Origin of the sequence: Desulfoferrobacter suflitae (genome assembly GCF_022603395.1) — a bacterium.
Taxonomy (GTDB): domain Bacteria; phylum Desulfobacterota; class Syntrophobacteria; order Syntrophobacterales; family Syntrophobacteraceae; genus Desulfoferrobacter; species Desulfoferrobacter suflitae.
This window is the reverse complement of the sequence record NZ_JAIBKA010000007.1, coordinates 87,291-100,172: the sequence shown is the minus strand read 5'-3', so window position 1 is coordinate 100,172 and position 12,882 is coordinate 87,291. Positions and strand designations below refer to the sequence as shown.

General features: G+C 54.1%; 15 protein-coding genes and 3 tRNA genes. 15 read left to right on the top strand and 3 right to left on the bottom strand.

Going from position 1 to position 12,882, the window contains the following annotated elements; all coding sequences use genetic code 11:
- Positions 1 to 79 precede the first annotated feature (79 nt).
- Positions 80 to 1,360: a serine--tRNA ligase gene (gene serS / locus K1V27_RS13515; protein ID WP_258930555.1), complete on the top strand. Its 1,281-nt coding sequence runs from the start codon at positions 80 to 82 to the stop codon at positions 1,358 to 1,360.
- Positions 1,361 to 1,390: 30 nt separating this feature from the next.
- Positions 1,391 to 1,687, top strand: a complete 297-nt coding sequence (locus K1V27_RS13510; RefSeq protein WP_258930554.1) for an HU family DNA-binding protein — start codon at positions 1,391 to 1,393, stop codon at positions 1,685 to 1,687.
- 36 nt (positions 1,688 to 1,723) lie between these two features.
- On the opposite strand, the gene K1V27_RS13505 is transcribed toward K1V27_RS13510, so the two are convergent.
- The 3 genes from K1V27_RS13505 to K1V27_RS13495 form a co-directional block, all read right to left on the bottom strand.
- Positions 1,724 to 2,062, bottom strand: coding sequence for a hypothetical protein (locus K1V27_RS13505; protein WP_258930553.1), 339 nt, complete (start codon positions 2,060 to 2,062; stop codon positions 1,724 to 1,726).
- Positions 2,059 to 2,343, bottom strand: a complete 285-nt coding sequence (locus K1V27_RS13500; protein ID WP_258930552.1) for an acylphosphatase — start codon at positions 2,341 to 2,343, stop codon at positions 2,059 to 2,061. Before K1V27_RS13500 ends, K1V27_RS13505 begins: the two co-directional genes overlap by 4 nt.
- A 69-nt stretch (positions 2,344 to 2,412) precedes the next feature.
- Entirely contained in the window at positions 2,413 to 3,174 is a 762-nt protein-coding gene (locus K1V27_RS13495) for a nucleoside phosphorylase (protein ID WP_258930551.1), read from the bottom strand.
- A 405-nt stretch (positions 3,175 to 3,579) separates the two neighbouring features.
- Here K1V27_RS13495 and K1V27_RS13490 point away from each other — a divergent pair, with 405 nt between their 5' ends.
- The 13 genes from K1V27_RS13490 to rplL all read left to right on the top strand — a co-directional run bounded on the left by K1V27_RS13490 (position 3,580) and on the right by rplL (position 12,827).
- On the top strand, positions 3,580 to 4,839 hold the full coding sequence (locus tag K1V27_RS13490; protein ID WP_258930550.1) for a M23 family metallopeptidase: 1,260 nt from the start codon (positions 3,580 to 3,582) through the stop codon (positions 4,837 to 4,839).
- A 9-nt stretch (positions 4,840 to 4,848) separates the two neighbouring features.
- A complete protein-coding gene (gene priA, locus K1V27_RS13485) occupies positions 4,849 to 7,299 on the top strand; it encodes a replication restart helicase PriA (RefSeq protein WP_258930549.1) in 2,451 nt (816 codons plus the stop codon).
- Between the two features lie 104 nt (positions 7,300 to 7,403).
- Positions 7,404 to 7,478 (top strand) — tRNA-Thr (locus tag K1V27_RS13480).
- Between the two features lie 79 nt (positions 7,479 to 7,557).
- Positions 7,558 to 7,642, top strand: a tRNA-Tyr gene (locus K1V27_RS13475).
- A 164-nt stretch (positions 7,643 to 7,806) separates the two neighbouring features.
- Positions 7,807 to 7,883 (top strand) — tRNA-Thr (locus K1V27_RS13470).
- A gap of 135 nt (positions 7,884 to 8,018) precedes the next feature.
- Positions 8,019 to 9,212 carry an elongation factor Tu gene (gene tuf / locus K1V27_RS13465; protein WP_258930537.1) on the top strand — a complete coding sequence of 398 codons (1,194 nt, stop codon included), beginning with the start codon at positions 8,019 to 8,021 and terminating at the stop codon, positions 9,210 to 9,212.
- Positions 9,213 to 9,239: 27 nt separating this feature from the next.
- Positions 9,240 to 9,389: a 50S ribosomal protein L33 gene (gene rpmG, locus K1V27_RS13460; protein ID WP_258930548.1), complete on the top strand. Its 150-nt coding sequence runs from the start codon at positions 9,240 to 9,242 to the stop codon at positions 9,387 to 9,389.
- Between the two features lie 88 nt (positions 9,390 to 9,477).
- Entirely contained in the window at positions 9,478 to 9,831 is a 354-nt protein-coding gene (gene secE / locus K1V27_RS13455; RefSeq protein ID WP_258930547.1) for a preprotein translocase subunit SecE, read from the top strand.
- Positions 9,832 to 9,876: 45 nt separating this feature from the next.
- The gene (gene nusG / locus K1V27_RS13450) at positions 9,877 to 10,407 is read left to right on the top strand and encodes a transcription termination/antitermination protein NusG (protein WP_258930546.1); all 531 of its coding nucleotides are present in this window, start codon (positions 9,877 to 9,879) and stop codon (positions 10,405 to 10,407) included.
- 46 nt (positions 10,408 to 10,453) lie between these two features.
- Positions 10,454 to 10,876, top strand: a complete 423-nt coding sequence (rplK, locus tag K1V27_RS13445; RefSeq protein WP_258930545.1) for a 50S ribosomal protein L11 — start codon at positions 10,454 to 10,456, stop codon at positions 10,874 to 10,876.
- Positions 10,877 to 10,912: 36 nt separating this feature from the next.
- Positions 10,913 to 11,617: a 50S ribosomal protein L1 gene (rplA, locus tag K1V27_RS13440; RefSeq protein WP_258930544.1), complete on the top strand. Its 705-nt coding sequence runs from the start codon at positions 10,913 to 10,915 to the stop codon at positions 11,615 to 11,617.
- A 280-nt stretch (positions 11,618 to 11,897) separates the two neighbouring features.
- Positions 11,898 to 12,419, top strand: a complete 522-nt coding sequence (gene rplJ / locus K1V27_RS13435; RefSeq protein WP_258930543.1) for a 50S ribosomal protein L10 — start codon at positions 11,898 to 11,900, stop codon at positions 12,417 to 12,419.
- Between the two features lie 21 nt (positions 12,420 to 12,440).
- Complete coding sequence (gene rplL, locus K1V27_RS13430; protein ID WP_258930542.1) at positions 12,441 to 12,827, top strand: 50S ribosomal protein L7/L12; 387 nt, start codon at positions 12,441 to 12,443, stop codon at positions 12,825 to 12,827.
- Positions 12,828 to 12,882: the final 55 nt, after the last annotated feature.

Sequence of the window (12,882 nt, the reverse complement as noted above, 5' to 3'; positions counted from 1 at the left end):
AATCTAGGCGTTTGTTAGTTGTTAAAAGTTGTTAAAAAACATAGGCTTGCGAGTCGATCTCGGGAGTGGAAGGGAACTTATGCTGGATCTCAAATACGTCCGTGACCATATGGATCAAGTTCAACAAATGCTGCGCAACCGGAAATTGGACATGGATTTGACCCGGCTCGTCCGGCTGGATGCGAACCGCCGCCGTATTTTGGTGGAAGTGGAGGAACTGAAGCGTCAGCGAAATGTTGCCTCCGAGGAGATATCTCTCGCCAAAAGGGAAAAGCGCGACGCTTCCCGGCTCATTGAGGACATGAAAGATGTCGCACAGCGCATCAAGGCGATGGATCAGGAGCTGGCCGTTATTGAAGAGAGAATGAACGATGAGCTGCTTTTGATACCCAATATGCCCCATGAATCAGTGGTGGTCGGGGGGGATGAAAAGGACAATCCGGTCATCAAGACGTGGGGCAGTCCGCCTGCTTTCGACTTTGCCCCCAGGAACCATTGGGACATAGGGGAATCACTGGGCATCCTGGATTTTGAGCGAGCCGCCAAAATGACGGGAGCACGCTTTGCGCTCTACTGGGGACAGGGAGCAGCACTCGAGCGCGCCCTGATCAACTTCATGCTGGATGTGCACGTGCGCCAACATGGCTATACCGAAGTGCTGCCTCCTTTCATGGTCAACAGCAGCAGTCTTGTCGGCACCGGTCAACTGCCCAAATTCAAGGAGGACTTGTTTAAGCTGGAAGGGCGCGATTATTATCTCATCCCAACAGCGGAAGTACCCGTAACCAATATTCATATGAATGAAGTGCTGGAGGAGGAAGACCTGCCGAAATATTATACGGCCTATACTCCCTGCTTCCGATCGGAGGCGGGATCCTACGGCAAGGATACCAGGGGACTCATCCGCCAGCATCAGTTCAACAAAGTGGAACTGGTTAAAATAGTCAGCCCCGATACATCGTACCAGGAATTGGAGAACCTTCTCCTGAACGCTGAAACCATTTTGCAGAAACTGAACATACACTATCGAGTAGTGAGTCTTTGCACGGGAGATCTCGGGTTTTCATCTGCCAAGACCTATGACATCGAGGTGTGGCTGCCCGGTCAGAACACTTACCGAGAAATCTCTTCCTGCAGCAATTTTGAAGATTTTCAGGCAAGACGGGCCAACATCCGGTTGCGCCGCAAGGGTAAGTCCAAGACCGAGCTCGCTCACACAATCAACGGCTCGGGGTTGGCCGTCGGACGAACATTGGTGGCGGTTCTGGAGAATTTTCAACAGCAAGACGGGAGCGTATTGATTCCGCCGGTTTTGCAACCCTATTTAGGAAATGTCGAAAGAATTGAGACAATTCACTAACATTTGACGGCGCATCAAGGAGTAGAAACAATGACTAAGAGTCAACTCATAGAAGCTTTGGCGAAAGCCGAAGGCATTACTTTGAAGGCTGCGGAGACGGCGGTCAATGTCGCTTTTAACAGCATGGAGCAGGCCCTGATTCGTGGTGATCGGCTGGAAATTAGAGGGTTTGGAAGTTTCAAGGTGAAAGATTACGACGGTTATAAGGGCAGGAACCCCAAAACCGGCGAGCTCATTGAGGTGAAGTCCAAAAAGCTGCCCTTCTTTAAAGTCGGTAAGGAACTTAAGGAACGAGTCAATGGTGCAGAGGTCAAAAGCACAAAATAAGTACCGCCCGGCCGTTGGCGTGTGCTGCGTGGCTGTTCAGCTTCTTACGAACAAGAAGTAGAGATTGACTGCAACCAGCGCGATGCTGCCTCCAGCGAACGAGAGGATTTTGCTCAGGGGAATGGGCTGACCTGCCGGAGGCAGGGTGTACAGTGCCAGCATGACAAAAAGAACCAGAGAAAAAATGAGCAACAATGTTTGAAAGCGCCTTTTCCACAGCAAATAACCAAACATCGGCACGACCAAAACCCAAAAGAGAGGCTTGTACAGCACCTCATTCCAATTGAGTTGACGGATTATTTCAGTGATCTTTTGGCTGTCATATTCCGCCAGGAAGTTGATGAACTTTTCCCACAGCTCGTAAAGCTTGTTCATCCTGGATACCGTATTTCAAATTCCAGCAAATCGCCCCGGAATTCTTCCTCGTGCACTTCCAGGTATTCCACCCGGGCGAGCGGGCTGCCGCTCTTACACCAGCTGAGCATGTCTTCCACGCGTTCATTGTCGCCCTCGAAAACGGCCTCCACTCGTCCGTCGGGGAGATTTCTTACCCATCCCTTCAGCCCCCGTTGGAGGGCGGCGTCTCGAGTGTAGCTGCGGAAAAAGACCCCCTGCACTCGGCCACTGACCCAAACATGAACGCGCCGGTTACTCATTAGTGCCTCTCCTCTCGTGCTCGTTAGCGGCGAACTGACCCCGGGGCCGCTACCGGTGCTGCAGTTCGTCTATAAAGGCGGAGCAAGGCTGCAAGCGGTCTGAATGATCAAATCCGCGAGCAGCTGCCTGGTTCGCTTGAAAACGGCATGGTTGAAGCCATGCACCCAGCTGAGGCTGAAGAGTTCATCCGATACGGCCAAAACGGCAGCCAGGCGGACCCCGCGAAATCGGGCCACGGTGAAGAGCGCGGATACTTCCATTTCCACGCCCAAAATGCCCTTGTTCTGAAGGGCCACAACTTTGTTCAACGTTTCCCGGAAGGGTGCATCGGTCGTCCACACGGCGCCTTCATGCAATTTGACATCGGTTGCTTGCAGCGCCTGTCGCAGCATTTCCTGAATTTCCGGTGCCGGGCCGGGTTGCGTCGTGCCCAGCGGATAATGCTGGGAGGTTCCCTCTTCTGACACGGCGCTGTTTGGCATGATGACATCCCCTATGACCACGTCTGGGTGGAGCGACCCACACCACCCAAATGCCAGGAAATTGCGTACACCAAGGGCAATGAGCTTCTCCAGGATCAATATCGTTTGTGGGGCGCCGAGGGAAGGACCGGCGACGGCGATCTGCCGGCCCTGGTAAAATCCCACATGAACTTTTGCCAGATAAAGTGTGTGGCAATGTTGCGGGGGATCATCAAATCGGTCGATGACCAGGCCAATATCCTGTGGCGTGAATACCAGCAGTGCTGTTGCAGGAAGCCGGGGTTCCCGCTTCCCCCTGGTCGGTTGAATGACGGCTGCGTCTTCTGTGCGGATGGTCGCGCCAATCATTTCGTTGATCTCTTTCTCACCTGAGCCTGAAGACTGCATCCATCACCCGTTATCTTGGCCCGAATGGATATGCCGAATGTGCTGTCGCAATGAAGATGGCCACCCTCCCTCCGCTGCAGCACCCTGCTGCAATGCCCCGCATAATCGACCCCGGTGTCTGTGCGCCGACAACACTGCACAAGACATCGTGCAAAAAATATACACATGCATTGGCGGTTAGCAAGCACCAAATTGCCATGGTGTGCGGACCAAAGTGAACGCTGTTCAGCGATTTTTTTTGACCGTAAAACATGGTTTGTGCTAGTAGCAGACCCGATGAAGGCTTCAGCATCGGTCAGACTGGCATCCCGGAAGGCGGCGTCGTCCTCGCGAAACAAGGGTCGCGGGTGGGGGAGATTGGTCTGCGTGTGTTTCATCTCCGGAGCCATGGCCATATGGTGGAAAACCGCTCTGTCTCCTCCGGATGCTTTGCCGCCGTTACCCGAGGTCATCTATCAATACCCCGACTCGTTTGCTCTTGCGGAAGAATACCACAAGCTTCTTGCGGTCGAGCATTACACCATTGAACCCAACGACACTCTGCACCAGGTGCTGCAACGATTCAACCTGCCGGTGGAATGTGTTGCCGAATGGCAGAAATCGTGCCAGGAAGATTGTGAGCTGAGCGACCTGCGCCCCAATGACGAGCTTACCCTGCACATCCGTCGCGAGGACCAGCAGGTTGTCAAGTTTGTGTATTCCACCATTGATGGATCGACCTATACGTTCCGTAAAATCGGCGATGGCTGGAAATGCCAGAAGGACAGAATACCGTCGATCACTGTGGTCGAGACGGTCAAGGGGACCATCACGGATAATCTTTATGATTCCTGCATCAGAGCGGGCTTGCCGGGTGCATCGATCCTGCAACTGGCGGATCTATTCGCGTACGACATCGATTTTGTCACCGATCTGCGAGAGGGCGATACATTTGCCGTCCATTTTCGGGAAGAAGTGAAAGACGGCAGGCGGGTCAGGGTGGACGCCATCCTGGCCGCTGAAATGACGGTTGACGGGGAGCTCTATCAGGCGTTTTACTATAAGCTCAACGACGGCTATGAAGGGTACTTCGATGCTGACGGCCGTTCATTGTGCAAACTCTTTCTTAAGGCGCCGCTAAGCTACAGCCGCATCAGTTCCACCTTCACACACAAGCGCATGCATCCTATTTTGAAGATCTACCGCCCTCATTTGGGAATCGATTACGCTGCGCCGCACGGGGCTCCCGTAAGTAGTCTGGGAAATGGGACCGTAAGTTACCTGGGTCGCAAGGGCGGATTTGGAAATTATATAGAGATTCGTCACGGCCAGGGCTATAAGACCACATACGGGCATCTGGCGGGGTTCGCCAAGGGGTTGCGGACGGGCAGCACCGTGCAGCAGGGGGAGGTCATCGGATACGTCGGTTCATCGGGGCTGGCAACGGGACCCCACCTGGATTTTCGCTTCTACAAGGATAACCAGCCCATCAATTTCCTCAAAACCGATTTCCCCAACGCGCGCTCGTTGGAGAAATCCCAGCTGGCCGATTTCCAAAGGCAACGCGACGGATATTTGGCAGTCCTGCGTGGGCAGGGCAGCGTGCGGTTCACACAGATCAAAAATATATCTCAGGCAGGTGAGTGATTCGTTCACGTGGCAAATGGTTTCGCCAAAATTGCAGTTTTTGCCGCCCTTGACAAAACTCTCCATTACGAAATCCCTGCTGCGTTATGCGGCAAAGTTGAGCTGGGCAAGCGAGTGATTGTTCCATTGGGACGACGCGAGACGCTCGGCCTGATTGTACAAGTCGAGGAATCTCCACCGCGTCTTGCCAAAAACGTTGCTTTACGTCCCATTCTGGATGTGGTCGATCCCCAGCCGGTTGTCCCCCTGGACCTGATCAAACTGTGTCGCTGGGTTTCCGAGTACTACTTTTATCCCCTGGGGGAAGTTCTCAAGGTGGTTCTGCCCTCGGGGATTCAAAGTACCTCATGGAGCTGTTACCGCCTGACCGATCAAGGAAAAGACGCAGCGCGATCTGCCGATGCAGCGGATATTTTGCAGGTATTGCTGCGAGAAGGTCCGCTCGACCTTGCCCGTCTGCAAAAGATTTCGCCGACCAAATTCCATGCTGTCAAGAAAGAACTGGAACGTTGCCGGCAGGCGGGATTGGTGGAACATTTCTGTGAATGGCGGCGGCCGAATCTGAGTCCCAGACGCATACGCGTGGTGCGGCTGATCAACTCCTCTGGCATCGAACGGCTTGGCAGCAATGCCAACCTTGCACTGTTGCTTGACCTGCTGAAGGCCGCCGGAGGCTGGCCGGTTGCTGTGAGAGATCTGCGCAGGGGGGTGAAGAATCTTGATTACTGGTTGAAGAAATTGGACACGCAAGGTTTTGTGGCACTGGATAAGGTCGAGGAATTGCGCGAGGCGAATCTCGCTCAGGTCTTGCCTCCCGGTTCACCACTGCACCCGACCCCCGAGCAGAAATGGGCGCTTGAAAAAATTTCACCGCATATTCGTGATTCCTGCTTTTCTCCCTTCTTACTTCACGGGGTCACCGGCAGCGGTAAAACGGAAATCTATATTCGGCTGATAGAGGAGGCTTTGGAGCTGGGTAGGGGGGCCCTTGTGCTGGTGCCGGAAATTGCCCTCAGTACTCAGCTGGAAGCCCTTTTCAGGCAGCGTTTTGGAAATCTTTTGGCCGTGTGGCACAGTGCTGTTGCAATCGGCGCCCGTTACGATCAGTGGAGAGAAATCCTGGCGGGCAATCGAAGAGTCGTTCTCGGCGCTCGCTCAGCCGTTTTTATGCCGGTTGCCAAGCTTGGTCTGATCATCGTGGATGAGGAGCACGATCCTTCCTACAAACAGGAAGACCGGTTGCGCTACCACGCGCGGGATGTTGCCCTGGTACGTTCGCGCATGTTGTCGATACCGATCATACTCGGTTCCGCCACCCCCTCGCTGCAGTCCTATCATCATGCCCGGCGGGGCCGTTATCGCGCAATTCGCCTGAGCAAAAGGATCCTGGAACGGCCTCTGCCCGGCTTGAGCATTGTCGATATGCGCAGGCGGGGCAATGCTGCGTCGATACTTTCCAGAGAGCTGCAGAAGGCGCTGAGTGAAACCATCGAGCAGGGGGAGCAGGCACTTATTTTTCTTAATCGAAGAGGCTTTGCCACCTTTCTGCTATGCCATGTTTGCGGCCATGTGCTGCAGTGCTCGCATTGCAGCGTGAGCCTGACTTATCATCAAAAAGAGGGCCGCCTGCGTTGTCACTATTGTGCCTGGTCCCGTGGGCTCCCCCGGGAATGCCCGATCTGCGGGAATGCCAGCATGATTTTGCGCGGCTTTGGGACCGAGCGTGTTGAAGAAGAAATAAAAAGGCTTCTGCCGGCGGCCGCCGTCGTGCGCATTGACCGGGACACCATCACGCGACCCAAAGATATGGTGCAATCCCTTAATGCGGTGAGGGAGCACCGCGTCGATGTGCTTATCGGGACCCAGATGATTGCCAAGGGTCATGATTTTCCGAACATCACTCTTGTCGGCATCATCAACGCGGATACCGCACTGCAGATCGCCGACTTCCGCGCAGGCGAGTCTACTGTGCAGATCCTCATGCAGGTAGCCGGCCGGACCGGCCGTGGGGAAAGGCCGGGGCGTGTCATCCTGCAGACCTACAATCCGAATCACTATACCATAGAGGCTGTGATGCGTATGGAATATGATCTTTTCTGTGAGCGCGAGCTTTCCTCCAGAAAAGAACTGCAGTACCCGCCTTTTACGCGAATGGCCAAGCTGTTGGTCACTTCGACGGTGGAGGATGTGGCCCGCGAGGCGGCTGAAGAATTGGCCGTGTTATGTCGCCGGGAAGCTCAGGAGTTCCGCTTGCTGGACAGACCGATCGCCGTTCTCGGACCGACTGCGGCGCCGCTGGCAAAGCTGAATCGTCGCTTTCGCTGGCAGCTTTTTGTCAAGACCTGGACCAATCAGGATCTGCGGGACTTCATCTGCAAGGTCATGGAGCAGGCGAAAGCTGCCCGGCGGTTTCGGCGGGCTCAGCTGACCATCGACCGAGATCCGGTGACCACCCTGTAAGAGGGCTGCAGGGCTGTCCCTTGCCTGCGTCGCCGCCGGTGACGGATTTGCGATGAATTTTGCTTGCATCTTGTTGCCGGAAAGTTTAGAAGGGAGCACGTGAGGCTGGCGTAGCTCAACGGTAGAGCAGCTGATTTGTAATCAGCAGGTTGGGGGTTCAAGTCCCTTCGCCAGCTCCAGTAAAAAAATGGTTGCCTTACAGTTTTTATTGTGGTAGTCATAAAAGCTTACTTGACTTAACAAGACAGTGACGCTTGTGGAGAGGTTCCCGAGTGGCCAAAGGGAGCAGACTGTAAATCTGCCGGCGAAGCCTTCGGAGGTTCGAATCCTCCCCTCTCCACCACCCATAAAACACATGTAGGAGTTAGCGGCATCAGGCCAACGTCCAGACTGCATGTAGTGAATGGGGGCAGTATAGTTCAGGGTGAGCTTTGCTACACAACTCGAAGCTGAAGGCTAGCATGTCACGCCCAAATTTTTCTAACTGCCTCGACTACCCTCAGTTGGGCCCACGTAGCTCAGTAGGTAGAGCACTTCCTTGGTAAGGAAGAGGTTCACCGGTTCGAGCCCGGTCGTGGGCTCCATTTTTGTTCTCCCGGATGAGGGCAGCCCAGCCACCATGCTTCCTTAGGAACGGCCGCAATAGTAGCACACATATACTTTCTTTATGCGATGCGCTTTATCGTCAAATGACAACCATGTTTTGAGGAGGAAGTACGATGGCGAAGAAGAAGTATGAGCGGACGAAGCCTCATGTGAACGTAGGGACCATTGGTCACATCGATCATGGGAAGACGACGTTGACGGCTGCGATCACGAAGCAGTTGGCCAAGCGTGGGCGTGCGGAGTTCATTCCGTTTGATGCGATTGACAAGGCGCCCGAGGAGCGTGAGCGTGGGATCACGATTGCGACGGCGCATGTGGAGTATGAGACGGACACGCGGCATTATGCGCACGTGGACTGCCCGGGTCACGCGGACTACATCAAGAACATGATCACGGGTGCGGCGCAGATGGACGGGGCCATTTTGGTGGTGGCGGCCGATGACGGGCCGATGCCGCAGACGCGCGAGCACATACTTTTATCCCGCCAGGTCGGGGTTCCCTACATCGTGGTGTTTTTGAACAAGGTAGACATGGTGGACGATCCGGAGTTGATCGAGCTGGTGGAGCTGGAGCTTCGGGAGCTGCTGAGCAAGTATGGTTTCCCTGGGGATGACATTCCCATCGTGAAGGGATCGGCGCTGAAGGCGTTGGAATCGGATGATCCGGACAGTGCCGAGGCGGCGTGCATATTTGAGTTGATGGGAGCGATTGACGGCTACATTCCGGAGCCGGTGCGTGACATAGACAAGCCGTTTTTGATGCCGATCGAGGATGTATTTTCCATCAGTGGTCGCGGGACGGTGGTGACGGGCCGAGCGGAGCGGGGCGTGATCAAGGTGGGCGAGGAAGTGGAGATCGTGGGATTCAAGCCGACCTTCAAGACGGTTTGTACGGGTGTGGAGATGTTTCGCAAGACGCTCGACCAGGGACAGGCCGGAGACAACATAGGGGTATTGTTGCGCGGAGTGAAGCGGGACGAAGTGGAGCGCGGGCAGGTGGTGGCGAAGCCGGGGAGTATCACGCCGCACACCAAGTTCAAGGCGGAGGTGTACGTTTTGAAGAAGGAGGAAGGGGGTCGTCACACGCCGTTTTTTCCGGGATACCGCCCGCAGTTTTACTTCCGCACGACGGATGTGACGGGTGTGATGACGTTGCCCGAGGGGGTGGAGATGGTGATGCCCGGGGACAACATTGCGACGGAAGTTCATTTGATCACGCCGGTTGCATTGGAAAAGGAGCTGCGCTTTGCAATCCGTGAAGGCGGCCGCACCGTGGGCGCCGGTGTTATCACTGAAATTATTGAATGATGGATGGAAAGAACAGGGTGAACGATTATGCGAGTCCTTGTGACTTTGGCTTGCTCCGGATGTAAGCGACGTAATTACACAACCACGAAGAATAAACGAACGACGCCGGAAAAGCTTAGCTTCCGCAAGTATTGCAGTTTTTGCAATGCCCACACCGAGCATAAGGAAACCAAGTAGCCTTGGGGTTCCATGGGTTAGGGGCAAGTTTTCCAGCAGGGGATTGTCCAATATCATAGATTACAGCTTAAGAAGAGACTAGGCCATAATGAATATGTCGAAGCTGTTCCGTATCGGCAAAGACGAGAACGACCAGCAGTTCAGTAAGGCTCAAAAGGCTGACTCTTTGAAGAAGGGCAGCGGAAAACCAGGTAAGGCGAAGCGGTCCGACGCGCCCAGGAAAGCTTCGAAGAAATCGGACGAGAGTCGGCTGGCCTGGTGGGTTCAAATCCGCCAATATTTTCGCGAGGTGGTATACGAACTGCGCAAGGTCGTCTGGCCGTCACGAAAAGAAACCATCGGGACCACCGCCGTCGTATTGGTCATTGTAATCATCTCCGGCGTGTTTCTGGGGATCGTCGATCTGGTATTGAGCCATTTCATACGATTGCTTATCGGATGAGCGCATCTTTTCATGGGTTAACGAACGTACATACGGGGTAATTCAGTGGCGAAGCTTTGGTACATTGTTCATACTTACTCAGGATTTGAACACAAGGTTAAAACGGCCTTGGAGGAACGCATCAAGAATGAGGGCAGGGAAGCCTACTTTGGACAGATCCTGGTACCGACCGAGAAGGTTATTGAACTGGTAAAAGGACAGCGCAAAGCTTCGTCCCGCAAGTTTTATCCCGGTTATATTCTGGTCCAGATGGAATTGAACGATGAGACGTGGCATCTGGTGCGCCACACTCCCAAGGTAACGGGTTTCATCGGAAGCCAGGATCGTCCCATTCCACTCTCCGACGATGAGGCACAAACCATCATTCAACAGATGGAGGAGGGTGCGCAGACACCGCGTCCCAAGTACCGGTTTGAACGGGGTGATGAAGTGCGCGTGGTGGACGGTCCTTTTGCCGGCTTTAGCGGCATGATTGACGAGGTCATACCGGATAAGGGCAAGGTGCGCGTCCTGGTGAGTATTTTTGGCAGGTCAACGCCGGTGGAGCTTGATTTGGTTCAGGTGAACCGCATCTGATTTCATCTCTTGTTAACAGGTCACGAGTAAGGAGTTAGGATAACAAATGGCTAAGAAAGTTGTTGCGAATATCAAATTGCAGGTTCCCGCCGGACAAGCAAATCCCTCACCGCCCATAGGCCCTGCTCTCGGTCAGCACGGGGTGAACATCATGGAGTTCTGTAAGGCTTTCAATGCCAAAACCCAGGGTCAGGAGGGCATGATCATCCCGGTGGTCATTACTGTTTTTGCCGATCGATCTTTCACCTTCATTACCAAGACCCCGCCGGCAGCGATACTGCTCAAAAAATCGGCGCAGATTGCCAAAGGGTCGAGTGAGCCCAATCGCAACAAGGTGGCCAGGGTGACAAAGGCGCAGGTGGAAGAAATCGCCAAACTGAAGATGCCGGATCTTAACGCTCGTGATATCGACGCAGCCATTCGTACTATTGCGGGTACTGCTCGCAGTATGGGAATAGAGGTAGAGTGAGGCCGGCCCATCGCTACATTATCGGAGAAAGACAGCATGCCAAAACATGGAAAAAAATACCGAGCTGCTCGTGAAAAAATCGATCCCCTTGCACGATACAGCTTTCAGGACGCTTTAAGATTAGCAGCGGAATGTTCCTATGCTCGCTTCGACGAAACCCTTGACATTGCCGTTCGGCTTGGGGTTGACCCGCGCCATGCCGACCAGATGGTCCGGGGAACAGTGGTTTTGCCCAATGGCCTTGGCAAGGAAGTGCGCGTATTGGTTTTTGCCAAGGGTGAGAAGGTCAAAGAAGCCCTGGATTCGGGTGCCGATTATGCCGGCGGAGATGAGCTTGTCGACCAGATCAAGGAAGGGTGGTTGGAATTTGATAAGACCATTGCCACCCCGGATATGATGGGAGCGGTCGGCAAAATTGGGAAAATATTGGGACCGCGCGGATTGATGCCGAACGCCAAGCTGGGAACTGTCACCTTTGATGTGCAGAAGGTAGTGCGCGAAATTAAGGCCGGGAAGGTGGATTTTCGTGTGGAAAAAACCGGCATTGTCCATGCACCCATGGGCAAGGTTTCATTTGGCGAGGAAAAGTTGAGCCAAAATATCGCCGCCTTTTTGGAAACCCTGGTGCGCTTGAAGCCGACCGCTGCCAAGGGCACTTATGTAAAGGGAATAGCCATCACCACCACCATGGGGCCCGGCATTCAGGTCGATCCTTTGGCGGTGAAGGCCATATTGCCCTGATTTGGCTGGTGCGCCTAAAACCGGCATCAGCCACCGAATAAACGAGCAATTGACTATCTGCCGTTTGCTGCTTTCAATCATCGGAGACGCTAGGTACGCCAAGGAAGTGTTTAAATCCCCGCCACGCTGCACCGGCCCACAGAGGGGAAACCTACCGAGGTGAATGGAGCGACAAACAGGCCTGCAAGATTAATGGACCCCTTTTGTCGAGTCGATTGATCGACTCAGGTCCCCCGTAAGGTGAAAGCGCACTGGCAGAAGAAGGGAGGGAAAGTAACCATTGGATCGAGCCAAAAAGGAACAAGTGGTCGCGCAATTGCATGACAAGTTGAAGCGCGCCAGTGCGGCCATCCTGACCGACTTCAAGGGCATGACCGTTGCTGAGATGGTTGATTTGCGCGATGCTTTGGCGGCCGAAAAAGTGGAATATCAAGTGGTCAAGAATACCTTGATGCGCCTGGCGGCCAAAGAAACCAGCGCCACGGTGCTGGAGCCGTTGCTCAGAGATACCTGTGCCGTTGCCATCGGCTATGATGATCCGAGCATTCCTGCCAAGGTCTTAAAAAAATTCAGTAAGTCCAATGACAAACTGAAAATTAAGGGAGGCGCCTTAGGGGCGCGCCTGCTGGATCTCAATCAGGTTTCCGCTCTGGCCGAACTGCCATCCCGTGAAGAGCTCCTTGCCAAACTTCTGGGGACGCTCAACGCAGTGCCCACAGGGCTGGTTACGGTGTTGAGCGGCTTGCCCAGGGCTCTGGTAACCGCGCTTGCAGCAATTCAAGAGAAAAAAGAAGCAGCTTAAACCTTATGGAGGAATTCAAGAATGTCCGGTATTACCAAAGAAGATGTCATCACCTACATTGAAAACATGACAGTTTTAGAACTGAGTGAACTCGTAAAGGAATTGGAAGACCGTTTCGGAGTGAGTGCTGCAGCGCCTGTGGCGGTTGCGGCCATGCCCGGCGCAGGGGCGGCTGAAGCAGCACCGGCGGAAGAACAGACGGAATTTTCGGTGGTCATCACCGCTGTTGGGGATAAGAAAATCCAGGTCATCAAGGAAGTGCGGGCCATCACCAGCCTGGGCCTGAAGGAGGCCAAAGAACTGGTGGAGGGTGTTCCCGGCACGGTGAAAGAGGGTATCCCCAAGGACGAAGCCGAAGCCATTGCGAAACAGTTGACGGAAGCGGGCGCCTCTGTCGAAATAAAATAGCTCTTCTCCCTGACCCGAATATCGGAAACTGGCTGGCGTGAAGTTTATCAGTTGG